25 protein-coding genes and 1 riboswitch are annotated in these 23,687 nt (G+C 42.5%); of the genes, 11 read left to right on the top strand and 14 right to left on the bottom strand.

Translation table 11 applies throughout. The annotated features are described in order from the left end of the window. Positions 1 to 132: 132 nt before the first annotated feature. A complete protein-coding gene (locus BN2425_RS18905) occupies positions 133 to 567 on the bottom strand; it encodes a hypothetical protein (RefSeq protein ID WP_042462745.1) in 435 nt (144 codons plus the stop codon). Positions 568 to 780: 213 nt separating this feature from the next. On the opposite strand from BN2425_RS18905, the gene BN2425_RS18900 reads away from it, so the two are divergent. Continuing rightward, positions 781 to 2,841, top strand: a complete 2,061-nt coding sequence (locus BN2425_RS18900) for a beta-galactosidase (RefSeq protein WP_042462742.1) — start codon at positions 781 to 783, stop codon at positions 2,839 to 2,841. A gap of 129 nt (positions 2,842 to 2,970) precedes the next feature. On the opposite strand, the gene BN2425_RS18895 is transcribed toward BN2425_RS18900, so the two are convergent. Continuing rightward, positions 2,971 to 4,695: a multicopper oxidase family protein gene (locus BN2425_RS18895; RefSeq protein WP_081798137.1), complete on the bottom strand. Its 1,725-nt coding sequence runs from the start codon at positions 4,693 to 4,695 to the stop codon at positions 2,971 to 2,973. A gap of 200 nt (positions 4,696 to 4,895) precedes the next feature. Continuing rightward, a complete protein-coding gene (locus BN2425_RS18890) occupies positions 4,896 to 5,186 on the bottom strand; it encodes a restriction endonuclease (protein ID WP_042462739.1) in 291 nt (96 codons plus the stop codon). 220 nt (positions 5,187 to 5,406) lie between these two features. Next, a riboswitch (glycine riboswitch) is annotated at positions 5,407 to 5,487 on the top strand. Between BN2425_RS18890 and BN2425_RS18885 the strand changes: the two genes are divergently transcribed. Beyond that, positions 5,488 to 5,703, top strand: coding sequence for a hypothetical protein (locus BN2425_RS18885; RefSeq protein ID WP_042462737.1), 216 nt, complete (start codon positions 5,488 to 5,490; stop codon positions 5,701 to 5,703). A 380-nt stretch (positions 5,704 to 6,083) separates the two neighbouring features. On the opposite strand, the gene BN2425_RS18880 is transcribed toward BN2425_RS18885, so the two are convergent. Next, positions 6,084 to 6,332, bottom strand: a complete 249-nt coding sequence (locus tag BN2425_RS18880) for a MoaD/ThiS family protein (protein WP_042462735.1) — start codon at positions 6,330 to 6,332, stop codon at positions 6,084 to 6,086. A 72-nt stretch (positions 6,333 to 6,404) separates the two neighbouring features. Further along, the gene (locus BN2425_RS18875; protein ID WP_042462733.1) at positions 6,405 to 8,264 is read right to left on the bottom strand and encodes an aldehyde ferredoxin oxidoreductase family protein; all 1,860 of its coding nucleotides are present in this window, start codon (positions 8,262 to 8,264) and stop codon (positions 6,405 to 6,407) included. A 1,050-nt stretch (positions 8,265 to 9,314) separates the two neighbouring features. Here BN2425_RS18875 and BN2425_RS18870 point away from each other — a divergent pair. Beyond that, complete coding sequence (locus BN2425_RS18870; RefSeq protein WP_042462731.1) at positions 9,315 to 9,701, top strand: FxsA family protein; 387 nt, start codon at positions 9,315 to 9,317, stop codon at positions 9,699 to 9,701. Positions 9,702 to 9,933: 232 nt separating this feature from the next. Next, positions 9,934 to 10,104 carry a hypothetical protein gene (locus tag BN2425_RS22630; RefSeq protein WP_154663556.1) on the top strand — a complete coding sequence of 57 codons (171 nt, stop codon included), beginning with the start codon at positions 9,934 to 9,936 and terminating at the stop codon, positions 10,102 to 10,104. 323 nt (positions 10,105 to 10,427) lie between these two features. Here BN2425_RS22630 and BN2425_RS18860 read toward each other — a convergent pair whose 3' ends face one another. Beyond that, positions 10,428 to 10,970 (bottom strand): chromate transporter, encoded by a 543-nt coding sequence (locus BN2425_RS18860; protein ID WP_042462730.1) that lies wholly within the window; start codon positions 10,968 to 10,970, stop codon positions 10,428 to 10,430. 16 nt (positions 10,971 to 10,986) lie between these two features. Beyond that, positions 10,987 to 11,610 carry a chromate transporter gene (locus BN2425_RS18855; RefSeq protein WP_042462728.1) on the bottom strand — a complete coding sequence of 208 codons (624 nt, stop codon included), beginning with the start codon at positions 11,608 to 11,610 and terminating at the stop codon, positions 10,987 to 10,989. A 213-nt stretch (positions 11,611 to 11,823) separates the two neighbouring features. On the opposite strand from BN2425_RS18855, the gene BN2425_RS18850 reads away from it, so the two are divergent. The 3 genes from BN2425_RS18850 to BN2425_RS18840 all read left to right on the top strand — a co-directional run bounded on the left by BN2425_RS18850 (position 11,824) and on the right by BN2425_RS18840 (position 14,456). After that, positions 11,824 to 12,711, top strand: a complete 888-nt coding sequence (locus BN2425_RS18850) for a LysR family transcriptional regulator (RefSeq protein ID WP_042462726.1) — start codon at positions 11,824 to 11,826, stop codon at positions 12,709 to 12,711. A gap of 219 nt (positions 12,712 to 12,930) precedes the next feature. Next, positions 12,931 to 13,464 carry a transposase gene (locus tag BN2425_RS18845; RefSeq protein ID WP_042462724.1) on the top strand — a complete coding sequence of 178 codons (534 nt, stop codon included), beginning with the start codon at positions 12,931 to 12,933 and terminating at the stop codon, positions 13,462 to 13,464. Positions 13,465 to 13,778: 314 nt separating this feature from the next. After that, positions 13,779 to 14,456: a uracil-DNA glycosylase gene (locus BN2425_RS18840; RefSeq protein ID WP_042462721.1), complete on the top strand. Its 678-nt coding sequence runs from the start codon at positions 13,779 to 13,781 to the stop codon at positions 14,454 to 14,456. Between the two features lie 107 nt (positions 14,457 to 14,563). Here the strand turns inward: BN2425_RS18840 and BN2425_RS18835 are convergent, their stop codons facing one another. Then, on the bottom strand, positions 14,564 to 14,818 hold the full coding sequence (locus BN2425_RS18835; RefSeq protein WP_042462719.1) for a DUF1292 domain-containing protein: 255 nt from the start codon (positions 14,816 to 14,818) through the stop codon (positions 14,564 to 14,566). A gap of 258 nt (positions 14,819 to 15,076) precedes the next feature. Here BN2425_RS18835 and BN2425_RS18830 point away from each other — a divergent pair, with 258 nt between their 5' ends. Further along, complete coding sequence (locus BN2425_RS18830; RefSeq protein WP_042462717.1) at positions 15,077 to 16,468, top strand: S8 family peptidase; 1,392 nt, start codon at positions 15,077 to 15,079, stop codon at positions 16,466 to 16,468. 42 nt (positions 16,469 to 16,510) lie between these two features. Here the strand turns inward: BN2425_RS18830 and BN2425_RS18825 are convergent, their stop codons facing one another. The 4 genes from BN2425_RS18825 to BN2425_RS18810 all read right to left on the bottom strand — a co-directional run bounded on the left by BN2425_RS18825 (position 16,511) and on the right by BN2425_RS18810 (position 19,750). After that, on the bottom strand, positions 16,511 to 17,350 hold the full coding sequence (locus BN2425_RS18825) for a YhcN/YlaJ family sporulation lipoprotein (RefSeq protein WP_042462715.1): 840 nt from the start codon (positions 17,348 to 17,350) through the stop codon (positions 16,511 to 16,513). A 276-nt stretch (positions 17,351 to 17,626) separates the two neighbouring features. Next, entirely contained in the window at positions 17,627 to 18,523 is an 897-nt protein-coding gene (locus BN2425_RS18820; RefSeq protein WP_042462713.1) for a DMT family transporter, read from the bottom strand. A 186-nt stretch (positions 18,524 to 18,709) separates the two neighbouring features. Continuing rightward, positions 18,710 to 19,276 (bottom strand): lysophospholipid acyltransferase family protein, encoded by a 567-nt coding sequence (locus tag BN2425_RS18815; RefSeq protein WP_042462710.1) that lies wholly within the window; start codon positions 19,274 to 19,276, stop codon positions 18,710 to 18,712. A 39-nt stretch (positions 19,277 to 19,315) separates the two neighbouring features. Then, positions 19,316 to 19,750, bottom strand: a complete 435-nt coding sequence (locus BN2425_RS18810) for a PaaI family thioesterase (RefSeq protein WP_042462708.1) — start codon at positions 19,748 to 19,750, stop codon at positions 19,316 to 19,318. A gap of 198 nt (positions 19,751 to 19,948) precedes the next feature. Between BN2425_RS18810 and BN2425_RS18805 the strand changes: the two genes are divergently transcribed. Both BN2425_RS18805 and BN2425_RS18800 read left to right on the top strand, forming a co-directional pair. Next, positions 19,949 to 20,515, top strand: a complete 567-nt coding sequence (locus tag BN2425_RS18805) for a TetR/AcrR family transcriptional regulator (RefSeq protein ID WP_042462706.1) — start codon at positions 19,949 to 19,951, stop codon at positions 20,513 to 20,515. A gap of 61 nt (positions 20,516 to 20,576) precedes the next feature. After that, positions 20,577 to 21,506: an SDR family NAD(P)-dependent oxidoreductase gene (locus BN2425_RS18800; protein WP_042462704.1), complete on the top strand. Its 930-nt coding sequence runs from the start codon at positions 20,577 to 20,579 to the stop codon at positions 21,504 to 21,506. A 95-nt stretch (positions 21,507 to 21,601) separates the two neighbouring features. Here the strand turns inward: BN2425_RS18800 and BN2425_RS18795 are convergent, their stop codons facing one another. Continuing rightward, positions 21,602 to 22,171, bottom strand: a complete 570-nt coding sequence (locus BN2425_RS18795) for a DUF6241 domain-containing protein (RefSeq protein ID WP_042462701.1) — start codon at positions 22,169 to 22,171, stop codon at positions 21,602 to 21,604. A gap of 209 nt (positions 22,172 to 22,380) precedes the next feature. On the opposite strand from BN2425_RS18795, the gene BN2425_RS18790 reads away from it, so the two are divergent. Further along, positions 22,381 to 22,800, top strand: a complete 420-nt coding sequence (locus BN2425_RS18790) for a VanZ family protein (RefSeq protein WP_042462698.1) — start codon at positions 22,381 to 22,383, stop codon at positions 22,798 to 22,800. A gap of 35 nt (positions 22,801 to 22,835) precedes the next feature. On the opposite strand, the gene BN2425_RS22625 is transcribed toward BN2425_RS18790, so the two are convergent. Continuing rightward, positions 22,836 to 22,973, bottom strand: coding sequence for a hypothetical protein (locus BN2425_RS22625; RefSeq protein WP_154663555.1), 138 nt, complete (start codon positions 22,971 to 22,973; stop codon positions 22,836 to 22,838). Positions 22,974 to 23,687: the final 714 nt, after the last annotated feature.

Below are 23,687 nucleotides of genomic sequence, written 5' to 3'. Positions count from 1 at the left end.
TATAAAAAGAAAAAAGATTATTTTCCTAGATTTATTTACATGAAAAGAAGGAAAAATGTCCTACTGGTTCTAACTAGGATCGAACTAAGTTTGGGAAGGAACCTTTGCGGAGCCTTAAAACAAATCGTCCTTTTATTCCTCATCTGCCGCTTCTGTTTCAACCTCTGCCGCTGTTTCTTCCTCCGCTTCTGCCTCTTTTACCTCGTTAATTTTCTCCTCCAACAGCTCATAGGCGTTCATTCGCATTTTGGCACTGCTTATCAGCTGGTCCATGATGAGCAGGAAGCTGTCATAATCAATATTATTCTCACTGCAGCCTTTTATCAGATGAAGAAAATCTTGCTGCAGCATTCCGTAGCCCTTTTCAAAATCACTTGGGTCCATTGTTAAAAAATACTCCTCATCGACAACAAATTCATTCATCACCTTCTTCGTCAAATGCTCCTTCGTCACTTGGATCGCCTTCTTTTCCTCCTCACTATAATGCTGCTCATCCTCATATACCGAACACAACGTTAAATAGATATCCTCAAGTAACTTTGTAGGGGCCAAATAATTTAAATCCATTCATTCCACGCTCCCAAAATAATGCCAGCCATCATGACTTTCTCATAGGTTTCAAATATTTAGTTTTTCCAGAACTAGCCATTTTATGTTTACGGAAGAGTGGGAAGTCAATTTAGCGTGTTTTGAAAAAAATTTAGTCCTGTTCCGAGAAAGGTTTTCAAGGAACACAAAGAGAACATATAAAGAAACAAAAAAAGATAAAAGGAGACAACAATGACTAAGAATGAGAGAACCTTTATCACAAAAGCAGATTTCATGCTGCACGGCGGCGATTATAATCCAGATCAGTGGCTGGACCGTCCCGATATTTTAGCAGACGACATCCAATTCATGCAGCTTGCCCATACCAATACATTTTCTGTCGGCATCTTTGCCTGGAGTGCGTTGGAGCCGGAAGAAGGAATTTATAAATTTGAATGGCTGGATAAAATTTTCGACGATATTTATTCTATTGGCGGCCGAGTGATTCTGGCAACGCCAAGCGGGGCCCGTCCTGCCTGGATGTCTCAAAAATATTCGGAAGTGCTTCGGGTCAATGCAGCACGGGTAAAGCAGCTGCACGGCGGAAGGCATAATCACTGTTTTACATCACCGGTCTACCGAGAAAAGACACAACAAATGAACAGGCTGCTGGCCGAACGGTACGGGCAACATCCAGCCCTGCTCATGTGGCACATCTCGAACGAATATGGCGGCGACTGCCATTGTAACTTGTGCCAAAATGCTTTCAGAGAGTGGCTGAAGGAAAAATATAACCATAATCTAAAAGCGGTTAACGATGCCTGGTGGGGGCCGTTCTGGAGCCATACCTATTCAGATTGGTCCCAAATTGAATCGCCTTCTCCGAACGGGGAACGCATGGTCCATGGGCTAAAACTTGATTGGCGCCGGTTCGTGACCGATCAGACCATCGACTTTTTTAAAAATGAGATTGTTCCGTTACGGGAGGTCACACCGAATGTACCGGTTACGACCAACTTTATGGCCGACACGTTTGATTTAATTCCGTTTCAAGGCCTGGATTACAGTAAGTTTGCCAAGCACCTTGATGTTGTATGTTGGGATGCCTATCCTGCTTGGCATAATGATTGGGAATCAACGGCGGATTTGGCGATGAAGGTCGGATTTATCAATGATTTATATCGCAGCCTGAAGCAGCAGCCGTTTTTAACAATGGAAATGACCCCAAGTTTGGTCAACTGGCATAAGGTCAATAAAGCGAAGCGGCCTGGCATGCATCTGCTGTCCTCGATGCAAATGGTGGCACACGGCTCTGACAGCATCCTGTACTTCCAATGGCGGAAGTCACGTGGGTCTTCGGAAAAGTTTCATGGGGCTGTTGTGGACCATGATAATAGTCCGAATAACCGAGTATTTCAAGAGGTTGCAAAGGTTGGAAAAACTTTAGAAAAATTAGCAGAAGTAGTCGGGACCAATCGTCCATCTGATGTGGCAATCCTCTATGATTGGGACAGCAACTGGGCTATCAACGACGCCCAAGGGTTTGGCTCGGATACAAAGCGATATCCGCAAACCTTGCAGCAGCATTATCGTACTTTCTGGGAAAAAGATATACCAGTTGATGTCATCACCAAGGAACAGGATTTTTCCAAGTATAAGTTATTAATCGTGCCAATGCTTTATTTGATGAGCGAGCAGACGATATCAAGGTTAAAGTCCTATGTGTCCGGAGGCGGCAGGTTGGTTATGACCTATATCAGCGGGCTTGTGAATGAACATGACTTAACATATTTGGGAGGATGGCACCAGGATCTTCAGGAGATGTTTGGCATGAAGCCGGTGGAGACGGATACGTATTATCCGAATGACCGGAATGCGGTCCGTTTCCGGGACAAATCTTATGAATTGAAGGACTATGCAACTGTTATTGAAGTCAATGGGGCAGAGGTTGAAGGTATTTATCAAGATGATTTCTATGCCGACACACCGGCAATTACCAGCCATCAGTATGGTGAGGGAAAAACCTATTACATCGGCGGACGTTTAGAGTATCGTTTTCAAAGCGTGTTCTATCAAGAAATTATCAAGGAGTTAGCACTTGAACCCACTTCAGATATCACACATGGCAAAGGAGTATCTGTCCAAGTCAGACGTGCGCCGGAAAAAGACTACATTTTTATCATAAACTTCACGGAACAAAGCCAATCCGTCACACTCGGTTCCACCGTGAAAGACGTGATAACAGGTGAAGAACTCACAGGTCACCTAACATTGGATAAATACGAAGTAAGAATTGCAGAAAAACAAAAATAACACAAAAAAGGACCAGTCTCGTCGCTTAAAGCAATGGAAACCGGTCCTTTTTAGCACTTTAAAGCAGTGGGGGACAGGCCCCCGCCACGGTAAAGCGTTAAAGTAGGTGAGGATCAGCCCCTGTTAGTTTTAAGTGTGAGGGGGTTTTTTGGTGACTTTGTCCAAGAGTTTGTTGATGATGTCTAGTGAAATGTGCAGAGGATTTTCATACTCGCATTGGCAGTTTCCTTTTTTGTGGCTGCAGCATTGCGTATACGAGTCATCGTCGCAAACCCCTTGGATTGGCAGGCATGGATCAAAGTCAGGATTTTTAAGCACTTCGTAAGGACGCATCATTTCGTGATCCTCATGTTCGAGAATATGGCAGTGCCATGGATAGATACCGGTAAACGGTCCAAACCGTGCGATAATCCTCGTCACTTCCCCCGGATTTGCTCTGACTGTATCTTTCCATCCACGCTCATTTTCGTCAGGCGGCATTTCGTCCCCGAATACAAGTGAAGCCGGATTACGAGGATCGCCTGTAAACGACTGCCGATTCAAAATCTGGAACTGCACGAGATGCAGATGAATTGGGTGGGTATCCACCGTGTTATTGTAAAGTTCCCAAACTTCAATGGTTCCGTTAGAGGGGGTTTCAGTCAAAGGCAAGTCAGCCCATCGCATTTCATTTAGCAATAAAAGCAGGCGATCAAACTCATCCATGCTTTCATCTAGAGTGTTCATTCTCGTAACAACAGCTTGGTCCTTATTCAGGCGTTCCAAGCAGCTAAGCTGTTCTGGCACTTCACTGGTGTCGAGGTGAAAGGGTTTTTCCTTAACACGGAACTGCATGATTTGAGCCAGGTCTTCACTAGGCGGGTCACCAGCAGGAAATGGAGCATTGGCACTGTTGGTAAGAATAATCCGGTTACCTTTATGCTTAGAAAAATCAATAATGACATCGGCCCTCTCTGCCGGTGCCAAAATAATCGTATCTGTTTCCACCGGGGACTCCAATAAGCCACCATCGGTTCCAATTTGGATAAACTTTTGCCCCGAATCCAATTGCATTTTATAAAACCGGGCATTGGATCCATTTAAGATCCGGAATCGATACTTTCGGGGTTCAACTTCCAAATATGGCCACACTTTTCCGTTTACTAAAATCGTGTCACCGAAAAACTCTGGTACAATGGATGGGTTGGGAAAGTGGGGAACATCTTCCGGAGGCGGAATTACATCGGGCTGCGATGGATAAAAGAGTTCTCCGTTCGGATAGAACGAACGATCTTGGATCAACAAGGGAATTTCATAGGGTCCACTTGGAAGATTTAAGCTTTCTTCCTGAACATCCCGAATCAGGTAAAATCCTGCCAGACCTGCATAGACGTTGAGGCGCGTAATGCCTACTGCGTGATCGTGATACCAAAGAGTAGTGGGTCGCTGACAGTTGGGATAGTAATAGACTTCTTCAAGGAATTTAGGCCCTCTTTTTCTAAAGTTCCTCGTAAACCAGGCCTCAGGGAATCCGTCATACTCCGGCCGGACCCGGCCGCCGTGCAAATGAACGACCGTCCGGACAGTTGGCTGATCTGGCCCGGCTCCGTGAACAGTGCGGTCAACTGGCAACAGATGTTCATGCGGCAATTCATTTTTCCATTTGACATAGACCGGCTCGTTTCGCCTTGCCTCAATGGTAGGGCCGGGGTAGGATCCGTTATATCCCCAAACCGTCGTTTCCAGCAAGTCCCGGTGCAATTTTTGCTTCACCTGTTTCATTGAGACTTCGTAGTAAGGTTTTCCGTTGCGGTATCCAACAGGTTTTACGATGGATGGAATGGGTAATGCATCCACAAACTTTTTAAGCTGCAATATATTTTTCTCCTTTCATGAATTTTCGTGTGTCCAGAGACTGTCAATACTCCCGGACATACTATAGTTAATGCAAAAAAATGAAAAACTGCTTGGACACAAGAAGGAGATATAACGATATTGGACTTGGAAACTAGTAACCTTGTATTTGTGGGAAAACAAGGCAGGAATAAGATAGGGGTTTCGCTATTGATTAACCACTATCTTTTCCTTCGTTCCTTTGACTTTTTTATTTTCATGATTTTGCTGGAAGGTTGTTTCCGAATCCACCTAATAAACCGGCCCAGTTTTTCATCTTTCCTTAAATCAGATAAAGAAGTCAGCCGTGCAGCAATTTCCTCATTGGTATACAGAGCATGAATTTGCTTGTGGCAGGGAATACAAAGGTTAGCGGTGGCCCCAAACGTTCCACCCATCTCCTTGGGAAGAAGATGATGAACTGTAATTTCCACATCATCGCGTCCACAAAGCTCACAAACCCCCACAACCATCCCTCCAACCGTTTTTTCGGTTATTTTGCACCTTTTTAGAAATTAAATGCGGGGCCAGTCCCTCAATGGAGTAACGCATCACCGTAATGGGGGCCTGTCCCCCACCCAAGTAACGCTTTAACGTGTTAGGCAAGCTCTTTCATTGGCTGGATCATTTAAAATTGCTCCTATTGGTTTAATCCAATAAAGCGCGATGAATGCTATGGGTGACACTATAGCTGGAGCAGTTTCTGGAGCGACGGCTAGTTTTGAGCGGCGCCGAAGGATTCATAATCTCAGGCAAAAGGACAGGAGAAATGTGGTGCAAGGGCAAGAAAGCTGTACACGTTTTTTTCCTGAGATTGGAACAAGGATCCAATCCTTTTTTATTACAAAAAATGAGGTGGAAGCAATGGTAAGCAGACGTGCAGTTGTAAGTGTAATTGCGAAGGACAAAGTCGGAGTTTTTACCCGTATACCGACCGTCTTGACCAAAATTAAATCAGCCAAACGATTTTACGGGATTTTTTTACAATAACCATGCTTGTGGATGTTTCTAACAGCCAATTTAAATAAATTGCAGGACGAATTGAATCAAGTTGCAAGGAGCTAGTAGAGAATGAGGGGATGATTGAATATGATAGTAAAAAGACTTTAGAAGATTCAAGGTTGTATGTTTGATTTGGAGAAAGAAAGGATGATAGCAAGGAAATGAAAGAAATGTTCTTTAGTATTCGAATCGGACATGAGTCAAGACATGGGTCAAAAGCTTGTCATCGATGAGCAGTTTTCCAAAACGGTTTGGTTACCCTAAATGACCTGGATTAATTGTCAAAGCATTTATCAGGGTGAGCAAAATGACAGAATAAAAGTAGGTTGCCTATATAAGGCAACCATAACCATACAAGCATTTCCCGATTAACCTCCCCCTATGGGATACAAGATGACCACTTCATCGCCGTCCTTTAAGACAGCCTCTCTTTTGGCCCCCATTTTATTGACGAGAAAGGATGCTTTATTTAAAAACTCACTTGCGGAGTCTTCAATCGTTTCACCTATCACTTTCATGAGCTGGTCAATGGTGGTGCCAGAAGGTATTTCCACCGCTTGTTTCTCATGAGTTAAGGAGGGGATGGGGACTCCAAAATAATAATAATGGATAATCATTGGCTCACTCCCTAGCATAATTCCCTTGCATTAATGAATGCTGAATAACTGTTTATGAAGCAACAAAATGTACTAGGCTCCATATAAATCTTTGATTACCTCTTCTAAGTGGCCGATATTTTCCAGCAGCTCGCGTGCCGGCTTGCCCGTTTCAAAGTCCCAATTGGCGGATTCAAAGAAATTGCGGGCTAGCAAATCCGTATCAATGGATACCCCTGCAAGAGGGCCGGCGGTAAGAGCAGGCTTGCCAACAGCTCGTGCTGAAATCGTCAGGTCTGACGGCTTAATTCCTTCTCGGACATTAAAGGCATGGCGCATATTAAGGATGCGAAGGCCAGTCGTGTATTGATCGGCATCGTTAAAGGTCATTCCAGTTAAGGCTTCAATATATTCATTATGGACCCCAGGTGGGGATACCATTTCCCCAAACATACAGAGCCCCATGCTGTTTAGGACCTCGGTATGGGTGGTGAGTGCCAGGTCAAGAGCCCCGGTGCCGCGATAATCGTATTTATCTTGTTTTTCTTCTCCTGCCATTTGCAGAGAGCCTAACCCGCCTTTCACGTGGCGGCCTGGTGATGGATCGTATTGATAGGTTCTGGCCAGTCCTGGTGCAAACCTCGGGTCATGCATTGGCAGTTCAATTCCGGAGGCGGTTTGCAGGAATTGCTCGCCTTTGCCCCACTCATTGGCTGCATAGGCTGAACCATTCGCTAAAATAGCACCGCAACCCTCGCCATCACACATTTTTTGCAGGATGGCCACGATCGCGTCGCCGTTCCCCCAAGTTAAATCAATTCCATCCAATTCTTCCCGAGTCAGTATTCCTTCACTATAGCATTCCATTGCCCAAGCAATTGTCATTCCGGCAGAAATGGTATCGATTCCGTATTGATTGCACATTTCGTTACACTTCAGGATCGAAGCGGTATCGTAGTTGAGGAGAGTCGAGCCGAAGGCGGCCGCTGTTTCGTATTCTGGCCGGTCAGTTTTTCCGACTGGGTATTTTCCGTCGTTGACTTCATATTCGGCACCACAGCCTAATGGGCACCGGGAACAGGCATATTTTCGTGTTTTATACTTATCCATTTCGGCGGAGCCAACTTTTTGAACATTTTCTATGCCAAAATCAAGGATACCGACTCCGCCCCAGTTTTTAACGGGAGAGTCGCCGCTTAACGCAGAGGCCGGTGTTGTGCTGCCGGTGCCCATTGCGCCGAAGGCTTTTCCAATTGGGCTTGCCTTCATCGTGGCGCCCACTCGTTTGTTCAAATCTTGAATGCGCTTGGGATCTGCGACAGGAACGGTTCCGGTGCCGCGAACCGCGATCGCTTTCAATTTTTTTGATCCCATAATGGCGCCGCTTCCTCCCCGTCCGGGTGCACGGTGACCATCATTGATGGGGCAGGCGAGTAGCGAAACGTTTTCACCTGTTCGTCCAATGGCTAATATACGTAATTTGGGTTCTCCGGTTTCTAGTTTTAGGTCCTCCCATATTTCTTTTGTGTCTCGTCCCCATAAATGTGTGGCATCTTTTATTTGTGCTTTTCCGTCGTTAATCCAAAGATAGACGGGTTTGTCGGAGATTCCGGAAACGAAGACGGCATCATAGCCTGCTTTTTTGAGTTCAGGACCAAAGTAGCCGCCGGAGTTGGAATCATTCCAGCCGCCGCTGATTGGAGATTTATGGACCACACTGTATCGGCCTCCAAAGAAGGCATTCGTGCCATTAGATGGCCCGGTCACAAATCCAATCATACTATCTGGCCCGAGTGGGTCGGCTCCTGCTGGCATCCTTTCATAGAGTACTTTCGCACCGATTCCGTAACCACCTATAAAGTTCTCAGCTAATTCATCCGTTAGTTCCTGCTCTTCCAAGGTGCCATCAGTTAAATTCACAAACAACATCTTGCCAGCGTATCCACCAATCATGCCCATACCTCCCTTTCAAAAATCCTATATTAAAAAGTATAAAATTAATTCCAATATATGTAAATAAGTTGAACGAATATTTAAAAAATATTAAGAACAACACTTAGCAAATTAACTCTTTAAAGCGGTTAGGGCCACTCCCCTCTGCTTAAAAGTGGAACAGAAGTTTATCCGATTATGTTTGGTTGTCCGTCCAAAGTCAGGTATGATAAGAGGGAAAGTATTGGAAAGTTATTAAGTGGGTCACCTCCGGCCAATGAGCATGTGTTCAGTTACTTTTTAATTTAATTTCGCATTTACTAGTAGTAAGTCCAAGTCCAAATGACTTACCTAGGACATGTTCATAGTCTTAAATACATCTAGTTATTGCTTTTATGTCTAGTTTAGTTGTGTGGTTTCCTTTTTACCGCTTCATTAATTTTGACAGCACTGTTATTCCTGCGATAAAAATGGCAACCCCAATGGGTCACAAAAGTTATGAAATGGTTAACCTTTATTGGTTCTTATCCTGTTGTTATGGTCATTAGAGTGGTTGCTATTTTCTTTGGTTAGAAGGTTCTTCATCATCATAGTCAAAAGGCTTTATCATTGACTCAGCCATGTTATCCCAAACTTTTAAACAGGTTTTTCACCGGTGCCGGCCCAAACTTCTTGCTTAATTGATATTTTCTGGGGACAGTTATCCAAGCGGACACGTGATGAAGTATTTACCATCTATTTCACTCTTATATTTTTTTTGGATATTATAATTGGATACTTGTTGAGTAGATTCTAGCTGGCAGTAACCATTTTGGCTATTCCAATATTATGAAAAAAAGCGGTCCTTCGTAAAAATTGCATGGTGATAACTACAAAAAGGGCTCTGAATAGCTGGATAAGCCCTGGATAATTAATGAAAACTTAAGGATTACCCATGATAATAAGAAACAATAGAAGCGCCAGTTTTTTAGTCGGTTTGGCTTGCAATAGGGGATGTATCTGGTATCGAAAAGCGCTCATTCAGCCGGCTTAATGGGGGTACCACCATTTTACAATTAAAAGGAGATGCCTATGCGTTATTTATTATTCTTCATTATTGCTGTACCTGCGGCAGAGATCGGGCTGTTGATGGTTTCCGGTAAATTATTCGGTGTGTGGCTCACCGTCATGCTGATCATTTTAACAGGCATTCTCGGCGCTTATTTGGCAAAACGTGAAGGGCTCCAAGCACTAAGAACCGTCCAGACTCAGCTGCAGAATGGACAAATGCCTGGCGATGCCGTTCTAGATGGAATATGTATCCTAATTGGCGGAACCCTTCTGCTAACGCCTGGTTTTATCAGCGATATTACTGGATTTCTCATGCTATTTCCACCAACACGAAAATTCATCAAACGGTACATGCTGCGAATCATAAAAAAGAGAATAACCAACGGTAATATAAAAATAATCAAATAATATCAAAAAGGGGGGGTGTCGAGGACAGCCCCCTTACACACACTTTAACACGTTACTAGAATGGGGGACTGTCCCCCGGCGAATTAACGCTTTACCATGTTGGGGAATGAGGCATATTCTCAAGGCTATAGTCACTTCTTAAGAACGTTTTGCATATTGTTTTGATAGGGAAGTATAAAGTTAGTTTAGCAGGAGATAATTGGGGATATTGGATGTGAAGGAGGTTTTTGTTATGAGACACCCTTTTGAATATGCCCAGCCATTGTATAATGAAGTGATTTTCTATTTGGAACAGAAATGGAACCGCCAGTTAACTGAACATGAGCGGCATGTCCTGATTGAAGGATATCGGTTTGGGCGAATGGTGGAAGCCGAAAATGAGATAACAATTCTTCAGGGTTAACCAAACTAATAGAGTGTGCTCCCAAAAGCAAAAAGTATCTAGCACGCGCATCTACCTCTATGTTCGATTACGCACTGTCGCATCTATGCTGTACCTAAGTGGGGGACGGTCCCCCTATCTTTTCAGCCGAAAGGCTCTGCGTTCTGCATATTCTGAACAGGGGATGCACACTTTTATAGTTTTTCCCTTGTCATTAACGTATTTTCTTAATGGGCTGGTTTTCCGTTTACATATTTCACATCTATTTTGAAACAGGCCGAGAAATCCCAACTTAATCCCTCCATCACTGCAGTATGCTTCATTATAGGATATTCTTAAAATCTTTAAGAATATAGGGCAATGCCCACTAAGCCAGAGAGAATAATGACATAGACAGGATTCCACCGAAGCTTTATTAAAGCAAATAGTGATAATCCAAAGATGAGCAGCAAACTGATGGAATGGAAAGAGAAATCAAAGACCGCCAAGTTATTAGCTTGGGCGAATTTTATCGCAGCAAAAATAATTAAACTGGTAACAAGCGGCTTTAAGCCATAAAACATGGATTCCACCACAGAATGATGATGCAATTTTATAAAAAAAGATGCCACGACACTGACTAAAATAATAGATGGCAGCAAGATTGCAACAGCTGATGTAACAGCACCTGAGATCCCTGCTGCCGAGTAACCAACAAGGATGGCACTGTTGGCGGCAATGGGGCCTGGAGACATCCCAGCGATGGCGACCATATTGGTCAATTGTTCCGTCGACATCCAACCATACTTAGTGGCGGCCGTTTCAATCAGCGGAATCATCGCATATCCTCCGCCAAAAGAGACAAATCCTAATAGAAAAAATGTATGAAACAGTTGCCACAATACCATGAAACAGTCCCCCGATTTAAATTCCGGCACCCATAAAATAATCTGGGTTATTGGCCGGGTCTTTCGCCTTGTCATGCTTCAGTTGTACTTCGTACCCAAGTTTCCTTTTTAAAAAGACTGAAATCATCCCTGTAACAGCGCCAAGCAGAATGGCCAATAGTGGGTGGATGAAGAATAAGACCACAACACCCGCCAACATAATGAGGAAGGTGGTTTTATCAAAAATGGCCGTCCTTGCTGTTTGAATGGCTGCATATACAATAATGGCTATGATTGTGACCCGGATGGAGACAAAAGCTGCCTCTAGTTTTGGATTGCCATGAATGAAAAAGTAGGATATGCCTAGAGCAAGTACGATGAAGAACGTTGGAAGCGAGACACCGAGCATGGCCGCCAATGCACCTTTAACTCCTCCAACTCGATGTCCGATAAATGATGCAGAGTTGATCCCCACGGCTCCCGGTACCGATTGCGATAGGGCAAACACCTCAGTCACATCTTCACTGTCCAGCCATTTTCTTTTTTCGACAATTTCCCGCTCAATTAAAGGGATCATCGCAAACCCACCGCCAAATGTCACAGGGCTGATTTTAAAAAATGTCCAAAATAGTTGTAATAATTTTGTCCATTCACCGTTCATGTTTATCCTTCTTTCAATCGTGTAGGTTATTTCTAAAAACCAGTACGCTCCAGTTTGATGATAACTATCTATTAAGTTATCAGATATGGTCCAAGGGGTAAATTGCAACAATATTATAGGGTATAACAAATCTTTATAACCCTTGAGGTCTCCCTACCGAATGTATGTTACTATATTTAGTATAGTATGTACATGGGTAGGGGGTTGTTTCATTTGAACATTGAGAGCCTAAAACTTTTTTGTTTAGTTGTGGATGAAGGAAGCATAAGCCAGGCCGCCCGGTTAAACTATGTATCTCAGCCTGCCGTGACAAGACAAATCCATCAGCTTGAAGACTTTTATGGAACTTTACTATTTGATCGTACGGACGGAAAAATGAAGGTAACGGAGGCTGGTAAACTGTTATATCCTTTTGCCAAATCAATTGTTCGGGATTTTAATCGTTCCAAGGAAGTCATGAAGCAAGCGATGGGGGACTACCATACAACCCTTCATGTTGGCGCCTCCTTAACGATTGGAGAATATTTGCTTCCAAGTTTGCTGGGGCTTTTTAAAAAACAGTACCCTGAAATAAAGGTGTCTTTGACCATAAAAAATACGCCAGGTGTGATAGAAGATTTAGCAAATGAAGTGATTGACTTGGCACTTGTAGAAGGAATATTTGACAATGGTGGTTTTATCGTTGAAAAATTTGCAGAGGATGAATTGATTCTTGTTTGTTCACCTGACCACGAATGGGAAGGGCAAATTGATATAGAAGAACTAATCAATGAACGAATGATTTTGCGCGAAACGATTTCCGGTACAAGGGTCATCGTGGATAGTATGCTGAAAAAACATGGAATCCTCGAGAAAATCGAAAACTATATGGAATTAGGCAGCACCCAAGCCATAAAAAGTGCCGTAGAAGCTGGCCTAGGAATTAGCATCCTGCCAAGACTAACCGTAGACAGAGAACTAAAACAAGGAATCCTGCGAGAAATCACCATCAATGAAATACATATCAAAAGAAACCTATGGCTCGTCAAAAAAAACCAACGTTTCCACAAAACCAGCGTCACAAACTTCCTAGACTTTATCAAAAACAGAGACGTAAAATGACGCAGACATGCTGGATATAGCGCTTTACTAAGGTGGGGGACAGGCCCCCAGTGCGACACCGCTTTATCATAGTGGGGGACAGGCCCCCAGCTGATTAACGCATTACCTTAGTAGAGGGTTGGTCCCACAAGAAATATTCTTTTTGAATGGAAGGAAATTGACTGAGGCTGTTGAATATTGTTGATTGTACTTAAATAATTTCGGAAAGAGGTGTTTTCTTTGGCAAGGAAGCATCGTGTTTGGTTTCCGGGGGCGATGTATCATGTCACATGCCGCGGAAATCGTAAGTCTGATATTTTTTTTGATGAACAGGATTTTTGTACTTATTTGGATTTGCTAGAAGAGGCCCGAAGTCTGTATCCGTATCATCTCCATTCCTACTGCCTCATGACCAACCATGTGCATCTCCTCCTAGAAACCGTTAATGACCCACCAACAGAAATCATGAAAACTGTGAACTTCCATTATGCGATATATTTCAACAAGCGCCATGAACAGGTAGGGCATGTCTTCCAAGGAAGGTATGGGGCGACACTTATTGACGACTTACACCATTTTGTTGTTGCCAGCAGATATATCCATATGAATCCTGTTGAAGCAAACATGGTTGATGCCCCAGAACACTACCCGTGGAGCAGCTATCATGCTTTCACCTCTGAACCCGATCCCCATGTAAACACCACCAAACTATTATCCAACTTTCCTGAGCCCCAAAAAGAAAACTACCAAAAGTTTGTATTAGGATCTAGTTAAATAATGGGGCCTGTCCCCCACTGCTTTAACGCGTTAAAAAAAGAGCAGGGGGCAGACCCTGCATTGCATTTTTGATAATAAATATCTCATATTACTAAATAAGAGGAGGCACGAAGGGATAGACAATTTGGTGGAAGTTTGTGGACCGGAATGGATTATCGGAATTTTTTTCGCCGTCTCCTCTCCATTTATTCTATAATGCTAGATAACCTCTAATCCTATTATATAAACACTGAGCTATTCTATTGATACATGGGGGGATACATTTTTATAATAGTGATATTCAGCAACTTAGGAAATGAGTGTGGCAAGCAATGGCTATTTTAAAAAATGATTGGGCTCAGCTATTAGAAAATGAGTTCAAACAACCCTACTATCAAAGGTTAAGAGAGGCTCTAAAGAAAGAATATCAAACAAAGGTAATCTATCCAGATATGTACGATATTTTTAATGCACTCCATTATACTTCTTACGAGAATACAAAAGTGGTGATTATCGGGCAGGATCCTTACCATGGACCTGGACAAGCTCAGGGTTTAAGTTTTTCTGTTAAACCTGGTGTGACCATCCCGCCATCATTGAAAAATATTTATAAAGAATTACAAAGTGACTTGGGATGTTACATTCCTAATCATGGCTCTCTGGTGAAGTGGACTAAGCAGGGGGTGTTGCTGCTAAACGCTGTGCTAACTGTACAGGCGGGCACTCCTAACTCCCATAAAGGCCTAGGATGGGAACAATTTACGGACAGAATTATTGAAACATTGAACCAGCGGGAGACTCCGGTTGTGTTTATCCTATGGGGTAAGTTCGCTCAACAAAAACAGCAGTTGATCACCTCGCCGCAGCACTTCATCATTAAATCTGCCCATCCTAGTCCCTTCTCCGCTAACAACGGCTTCTTCGGCAGCAAGCCCTTTTCCCGGACTAATGCCTTTCTCCGGAAAATAGGCAAACAAGAAATCGACTGGCAAATACCAAACAAAGAATAAGGGACAGCTTCTGTGACTTTATTGTGTTAACGTGCTGGGGGACAGGCCCCCGCTAGTTTAATGTGGTGATGCACCGGGGGACTGTCCCCAGTTCTTTTCAATTCTTTTTATTCCGCAGGTGCGTTTTCTACGGCGATTTGGTAGGCGTCTAGGACTGCTTCGGTTTTTTCGGGGTTGTTGATTCCGACTAGGAATTGGTTCCCTTCTTCTCCTTCAATCTTCATGACAATAGTTTCTTCTTCATTTTTGAGTAGGGCATAGGATTCTTGTTCCATATCGAAAAGGGCCTCAATGGCATAGTCTTTTTGGTTGCCCTGCTCATCTTCTACCGTTATATAATCCCTCGGCTCATCGTGTTTCATCGTTAAAATCACCTCGTTTTTTCATCCTCCATACTATTCCCCATTCCAGACCGGTTAATGACTCCATAAACATTTTAAGACTTCCCTATTTTATACACGTAAAAACATTCTTTTTGATACATTATCTAGGCGAAAAACGGCTATTGTAAGAATACAATTTGAAGTGCTCAAATGAATATTACTAAAATCCACCAGAAGATAAAGCCTTGTGGGCTCATGTCATTCTCATTAATAGAAGAAGAAACTCGAGGTGTAAACATGAAGCATAAATGGATCATCGGCGCTGCGGCAGCAGCACTCATTTTAATCGCAGTTTTTGCAATCAAGCCATACCGGGACTCTGAAGATCCAATCCAAACCCGCAGCAGGACAGAAAACAAACTAACCCAAGTCCAAAACTTACAGCAAAATCAGCACTCTATCCGCAAAGTAGATAGTATCAGAGCCAATGACAACTTAAAAATGAAGCTAAACAGTACCCCTACCGTAAAAATTATCCACCATAACCATCAAGATAAAAGTCATTATTATGACAACGAGGTCATTGTCCATTTTAAAAACGCGCCAAGTGATGAAGGCCTGCAAAAAATCTTAACCGATATTGACGGTGTGGTAAAAGAAAAACATGATTTTGCTATTATCTTTAGATCCCAGAGCCAATCACCAGAAAAGTTAATGGATTACTTTAACGGGCTGGAATCCGTCGAATTTACCGAACCCCATTACATCTACCTGCCAAACGAGATAAACGATACTTATTACAGTGGTTATCAATGGAACCTGCCGGCCATTAGCACGGAAGATGGCTGGAATTTTACGCGCGGGTCCAAGGATGTCAAAATTGCCGTAGTGGATACGGGAGTAGACCTTGATCACCCAGATCTTGCTGGAAAATTATTGCCTGGCTACAATGCGGTAGACGATAATGACAATCCAGAGGATGATAACGGCCATGGCACACATGTTGCCGGCATCATCGCCTCTAATACAAACAACGGGGAGGGAGTAGCCGGCATCACGTGGAATAACCCGATCATTCCTATAAAAGTCATGAATTCAGACGGTTCAGGAGGCTCTTTCGACGTAGCAGAAGGAATCCGCTGGGCGGTTGACCACGGGGCCAATGTGATTAACCTAAGCCTGGGAAATTATCAATCATCGTCACTTTTAGAAGACGCAATCAGCTATGCACTTAGTAAGGATGTAGTGGTGATTGCAGCTGCTGGAAATGATAATACCAACCAGCCCAGTTATCCTGCAGCCTACCAGGGAGTTCTTGGGGTTGCGGCGGTTGACTGGAATGGAAAACGAGCTGAATTTTCCAATTATGGTGATTACATTGATATTGCAGCACCAGGGGTCGATATCCCAAGCACCTATTTACAAGGGGAATACGCATCGCTTTCTGGGACATCGATGGCGGCACCCCATGTCACTGCTCTCGCTGGACTGATTCGTTCCATCAATCCCAAGCTAAAAAATACCGAAGTGATAGACGTTATGAGGAATCACACACAGAAAGCACAACCAGGCACAGAACCTTATTACGGCAGTGGAATCATCAATAATATGGCATCGCTGCAGGCAGTGTCTCAAAAAAGTCAGCCAAAAAACCAAAGCAACTGGTTTAATCAAATTTTAAACCGTTAATTAACAGCAAAGAAAGGGGGCACGATGCCCCCTTACTATTCTTTAACGGAAAAAGCGGCGAACGGTATCTCCAAAATCATCCAACAGGCCGTCACCATTCCGCCCATTAGTTAGATTGTTTGTGAAATTACCCATTCTGTTATAAAAATTTGTATCATAAGAAACGTACACTTTGTGAATGCTTTTATCAGCTGAGCGCACTTGGTCCGCAATCCGTTGTTCTAATTTATTAGAAATATCACTATAAGTGTTAGCTCCTTTATTAGTTCCATTATTGTTGTTATCCAGATGGTCTGTACCAGTGCGGTTAAAGTTGTTATTCACCTGATTTGTTCCAAGGGTATTGTTGTTTCCATTGGTGCCATTTGTCCCAGTTTGATTGTTATAACCGGCCATATTGGTATTACTTCCAGTGGTACCATAACCAGTAGGACCTACAGTGTTATTGTTCGTCATATTGCCATTCATGTTATTTGTAGTTCCAGTCGTAGTTCCGCCACTTAGGCCGGTATTGTTTAGATTAGCGTCTCCACCATTACCAAGGTTTAAAGCATTACCACTATTATTTGTGGTGGTCGTATTGTTATTTCCAGCAGTTCCGTTTTTAGTATTGCCTTTAAGGCGAACCGCCACATAGGCATCATTGTTGCGAACGATTACTCGGGCATCATCCACTTCATCCATACGTTCCACTCGTCGTTCCGCAAGTGTAGACAACCGCAATTTGCCATTATTTTGATTAGCTTTTCGAACCGTATTAACGTTCATATTGTTGTTGTTGTTATTTCTTGCGATATTGTTGTCATTGTTATTGTCCCCGTTACAAGCTGTCAAACCAATGAGGGAAATCGTAAACGCTAATCCTAGCAAGGGTTTTTTCATGAAATCTCCTCCATCTTGAAATGTACTACTTCGAAAAATGTACTACATCCATATCGTGGCTCATTTCAATAAAACCATGCGATGTTCCCTGATGTAATTTCTGGGCAAAAAGTCATGGGTGACTATTCCAAAAATTATTTTTAAAAACTAGGCGCTGGTAAAAGATAATATTGATTTTTTTAACTCTGTAGATTGGAGCGGAAACCAACAGCCCAGATTTAACAGAACCAAAAACTAAAAAACCCTCTTTGGTCAAAGAGGGTTTAATCATCAAATTTAAACTGCTTCCTTAAGAGCGGTTGTTTTTTGCTGCTGATTGATAAAAGCAAAAACACCAACTAAAACGAGCAGGCCGCCGGCCATTTGCCAAATGGTTAGCTTCTCACTCAACAAAAAGAAAGCTAATGTGGAGGCTCCGACAGGCTCTCCTAAAATGCTCATCGAAATCGTGGTCGCATTCACATAATTTAGCAGCCAGTTATTAATGACATGACTCATCGTCGGCACGATGGCTAATAATAGGAAAATGCCCCACTCTTTTGCGGGGTATCCGGTAAATTCTACCCCTGAAAATAAATTAAACAGGCCAAGTACGATGGAAGCAAAGAAAAATACACAGAAGCTGTAGATCCAGTGCGACAATTTTTTGACGACACTTTGGCCAATCAATAAGTATCCTACCACGGCAATCACGCTAAAAAACGATAATAAGTCACCAAGGATGGCATTTTTGCTTAGGGCAAGGTCTCCCCAGCCAATCATAACCGCACCCACAATGGCAATTCCCATGGTTCCCAATACAGCACTATTTGTGCGTTCCTTAAATAAGAAAAAGCCTCCGATTAAAGAGACAACAGGCTGCAAAGCAAGAATAATGGTTGAACTAGCGACTGTTGTGAGTTTTAAGCTTCCAAACCATAGAACGAAATGCATAGCTAAAAAGATTCCAGAAAAAAATAAAAACAGCCAGTTGCGTTTACTTATTTTTTTAAATTCATGGCGGTATTTAATCACCATAGGAAGCAATAAAAAGCTTGCCATCGCCATTCGATACATGCTTAATATCGATGCCGGAGCATCCGACCATTTCACAAAAATGGCTGAAAACGATATAGCAATGATCGATATCGCCAGCGGCAGGCCAATCGATACGGAACGTTCTTCCTGTTTCATGACTTCTCCCTTTCTCTTGTGACTCTAGTTGTCAGGTTTTAATATAATTTCATCTAAAATCATACCACAGATGTTCAAAAAAATTGTACATTGTTCAATCATGACTCTCACTCACATAAAAAAGGCCGCAGCTGTCATACGACCTGTTAGGAAATGTATAGGGATTTACTAATGATAAACTTGGGACTATAAAGCTTTCATTTTTTCCTCAAGCATTCGATTATAAATATCCCGGGCTTCTTTAGTTGTGTCTGTTATCATGATTGGCTCTCCGAAAACAAGTTTCGCCTTCTTGCGTGAGAGCAGGTCTCTAAAATTATTGGGCCCGCTATAGACAGCCGGAATAATCGGGACCTTGGCGCGCTGGGCTATCGTAATTGCCCCTTGCTTGAGAGCCATTTGTTCAGTGGTCCTAGTTCCAGTTGGAAAAATCCCTACGACTTCACCTTTTGCCAAGAGCCGGTGGGGGATTTTTAGAACACTTGGACCAGGATTTGCCCGATCGACCGGAAAGGCATTTAATTTTCCTAGAAACCAAGCAATAAACTTGGTTTGAAAAAGTTCCTTCTTGGCCATGTAATGGATGGGAGTAGGAAGGAGGGTTACCCCTAGGTAGAGGATATCCACCCATCCGGTATGCGTACAAGCGATGACATAGGGACCGGACTGCGGAAGATAGTGTTTGTTTTCTACCTGTATTTTTCCGAAACAACGGAGAAGAGCTTTTACTAAATTCCCGATAAACTGATACAAGTCAAATTCCTCCAGTTGGTTAAGTTGGAAGGGGAGGTGTTACCGTTCAATGCGGTTTTCCCCGGTTAAAATCATGCAGGTGCTGGTAGCGTGTGCCACGAGACTGTCTTTAGAATCAAATACCTGACATTCTACAAGACCCGTCGTATTGCCTGTTTTAATTACTCTGCCTACGGCACGGAGCTTGGAATTCCAGGCTGGTTTCAAGAAATTGAGCTTCAATTCAACGGTTGTATAGGAAACATTGTCAGGCAAAGTGGTGGCAAACGCACATCCCATCGCTGCATCGGACAGGTCACAAAGGATTCCCCCGTGGAGAGTACCCATTGGATTATCCATCTCGTCGGTTGCCTCCATTTCAAAAATGACTAGTCCTTCGCCAGCTTCCACCAAGTTTAAGCCGAGAAATTGGCTGATGGGAGGGGGAGGCACTTCACCATCCATCATTTTTTGCAAGGTATCTAGATAGGCCATCCATACACACCCCATTTGAAAGTTGTTTATGAAAAAAATTCAACAATATTACTATTAATCTGCCAAAAATATACTACTACGAAGGGGGAATCCCTGCAACAACTATTTAGTGCAAAACAATTACAAAAAAGAGTTTACATTTATTGGTATATAAGGTAATATTTTATTGACCAGTGGTCAATAAGGAGGATACAGCAAATGTCACCGCGAAAACCAGTCCAGCAAGAATTAACACAAGATATGATTATGGACGCCGCAAGAGATTTATTTGTCAGTAAAGGCTACCAGCATGTTTCCATGCGGCAGATTGCGAAAGAACTTGGCTGCAGTCATGGCACCCTCTATTATCATTTTAAAAATAAGGCAGAACTCTTTTACGAGTTAGTGGAGGATCATTTTGTTTTGCTAAACCAGAGACTTCAAGAGGTGCTTGGCAAGGATCTGGATGAAAGGGAAAAACTGAAGCAGATTTTGGTCGCCTACATTGAATTTGGGCTCAACCATCAAAGTCACTATGAGATTATGTTTTTAACAAAGGATGAGGAAGTAAGAAATTTATTAAACCAAGGACCAAATAGAAGCTACGAAATCTTTGCTCAAAGTGTGGCGCGTTTGAGCGGTAAGAAGTTAAAAGTCCAGGAAATTTGGTTATTATTTTTGTCCCTACATGGGTTTGTTACGCATTACTGCCGATATGTAAATGGATTTGAAGAGGTCAAGGACCTTGCAGAGGCACATGCGGATTTTTTATTAAAATTAATTTAAGCAGATTTTTTTTAGAGTAATTGACCAGTGGTCAATTAAATTGAGAAAGGGGAGAGTTAGGTTGAAAAAAGCATTAGTATTAGGTGCATCGGGTGGTATCGGGTATTCGATTGTGAAGGATTTATCGTCCAGAGGAGTTCAGGTAACAGCCTTTGCTAGAACGAAAACCAAGCTGGAAAGATTGTTCGCAGCGGATTCCAATGTATCCATTGTGTCAGGGGATCTTTTTCAAATCAATGATATTCGGGAGGCTGCAGCTGGGGTAGATGTCATCTTTCATGCCGCCAATATTCCTTATGAGCAGTGGGAAGCCAGACTAGAGAATTTGGTAACAAATATTTTAACCGTGGCAAAAGAAAAATCCGTCAAGCTCGCTATCGTGGATAATATATACGCTTATGGAAAAGCAGGAAAGAGAGTAGTGGAAACGACGCCAAAACAACCGCATACCAAAAAGGGGAAAATTCGTCTCCACATCGAAACGAAAATAAAGGATTCCGGCGTGCCATTTATCCTTGCCCATTTTCCTGACTTTTATGGGCCAAATGCAGAAAACACCTTGCTTCACTATACGCTGAAGAATGTAGTGAAGAATAAAAAAGCATTATACGTTGGAAATCCTAAAATAGCCAAGGAATTCATTTATACTCCTGATGCAGCCGAAGCCCTAGTCAATCTAGCGCTGCATGAAGAAGCATATGGCCAAGTCTGGAACATTCCCAGCTATGGCGCCGTGACTGGTGACGAGTTAATCGAAATGCTCAGGGAAATTCGAGGGTATGACCAAAAGGTGTCCATTGTCAGCAAAAATATGATTCGAATCCTTGGCCTGTTTAGTGCAGGCATGAGGGAAGTGATAGAGATGTTCTATTTAAATGAGGAACCGGTGGTGTTGGATGGAGGAAAGTATGAAAATTGGATTGGCCCGCTGCCGCGTACCCCTTATAAACAGGGGTTAGCGAGGACATTGGAATTTATGGTCCAGGACTAAACCGCAACAGAGGGAGCTTATCACGGGGGAATTTTACAAAAGACCATTCGGCGCCGATTGAATTAGGTGCCGGATGGTCTCCGGATTACTACGTATTATTGAATGCCCATATCGGCTAAGTATTCTTGTCCATAGTTATTGATGACAAACGTTTTTTCCTCTGATTTACTCATAATCCCATAGGCTTTGCCAACGGTGCCGTCCTGGTACCGCCAAAAATAATTGTGGTCCGTATCTACACTCGCGAAGTTCCCATTCTTCCATTTATCAAGGATTCCTAGTAAATCCTCTTTTAACTCGAATTGACTATTGTTGACAATCTCATAGACTTTGTTAATGGTATCGGGAATCATCGGGATAGCGCCCCACTTATCTTCCGCCTTCACTTTTTGATGAGTCATTTTATGCATGACTTCGATGACAGCTTTTTGGGAGCTTGACTGATCAATCCCTATATCATATTGAATTCCGCCGATTTTAGCCGTCTGCTGTTTCTCTATTTCTTCCTGTCTCTTAGCTGCATCATCGACAGTAGTAGTATCGGCCTGTATAGCCTCCTGCTTCTCCTCATATCCGGAAGCATTATCCATAATCTTATAAACTCCAAAACTTCCACTCGCCAAGACAGCCAGAACTATAGCCGTTATCATCAAGACTTTTCTCACACTCTATCCCCCTATAAGAAGTTCCAGATACCTCTACTTTACCAATAAATCCTAAATCATTCCAGCAAAACAGAAAAATAGAGAAGTTCTCCGCTACACTAAAGCATTAATTAGGTGGGGGACAGTCCCCCACTACTGTAAAGCGTTGAACCATATAGTATATATCTTTTACGTATAGACAAAGATGGTTATCAGAAAGGGGAGGAGTTATGAAAAGTGTTACCATTTTAATTTGGATGCTGTTAATTTTCGTTTTGACCTGCACGGCCAGTTTTTCAGAGTTGCTCGCTTATGGTGAAGTTCAATTTCATTGGGAGTCTCACCCCGATTTGGCAGATTTATTTACGCCTATGCCAGAACAAGTAAGTAATGGATTTGTTAAGCAAAAAATTGGCCACAGCTTTGCTTTTTTCGTATTTGCCTTGCTGCTACAAAGGAAAAAGCAATCAAAAATCCTGATTTTTGTCGTTGCCACTACTTACGCGATGTTTACTGAAATTCTTCAATTGTTCTTTACAAGGGATGGCAGATTGTTTGATATAGGATTTGATCTTGCCGGTATCATCATGGCGCTTAGTATGCAATACTTGGCGCCAAAATCTAGACAATTCGATATAAGAGGCCAGTGAAGCAAGAAAGCCCCGGAAATCCCAGGGCTTTCTGTTTAAAGCTGGTTTGCTATAATCGTCAATAATGCACTAGCAAGGATGGTTCCAAGGAAGATAAAGCCTTTGACCAAAAGCTTCTTTCGTTGTTTGCGCTCAATCACTTCTTCAGGTGTTAGCCAGATATCTTTAGCCATTCATCTTTCCCCTTTTTCTGATACATTGTCTTTCTATTTATACTCTTGTTCATAGATTTTTCACTATGTGATTATATACTGAAATACTATTTTCTGTCATGCTCTTTTAAAAGTAGGTAAAAATATCTTTTGTGGTCGAGCTACTCTGTAGCTTAATTTACAAAATCACAGGCTCTAACAAGTGCTTTGAAGGAATCATTATTATGATAACTTGAAGTGGCAAAAGATAGACTACTATAGTGAAAAATTTAACTAAATAAATAAACGATAATTTTAATCCATCCGAATAAGGCAATCCATAAGGGGATACTTAAGGATGTTCCCCACAATAACCCAACTAATAAACTCCCTTGCACGTCCATTTTAACCACTCCTTAAAAATCTTATAAACTTTTATGTCCTGCACCTGTTCGAAGACCTGCCAGATATTTTAAAAGTCTTGGAGTAAATGGTTCTTTATTAAACAATAGCAAATCCTGTTTGCAGAAGTAGGTGAAGGCTGACAGTGAGAACAGGAATCCTTCGACAGGAATAACCAATTCATATTTGATAGAAAGGGGTTGAAGTGCCGCTTTTCCCGGAATCTATTAAAAATTTCCAAAAACAAGGGAACTTAGCATCATAAATGAATCAGGCAAAAAGAAATGTTTTCATTGAGTGTGAAAAAAGCGGTCGAAAACTGTATAAATCTCTCGAATCTTTTCCCGAGAACTT

It is taken from the genome of Neobacillus dielmonensis (assembly GCF_000612665.1).
GTDB lineage: Bacteria > Bacillota > Bacilli > Bacillales > Cytobacillaceae > Neobacillus > Neobacillus dielmonensis.
Note: the sequence above shows the minus strand (reverse complement) of the source record. Positions and strands in the feature narration are given on the sequence as shown.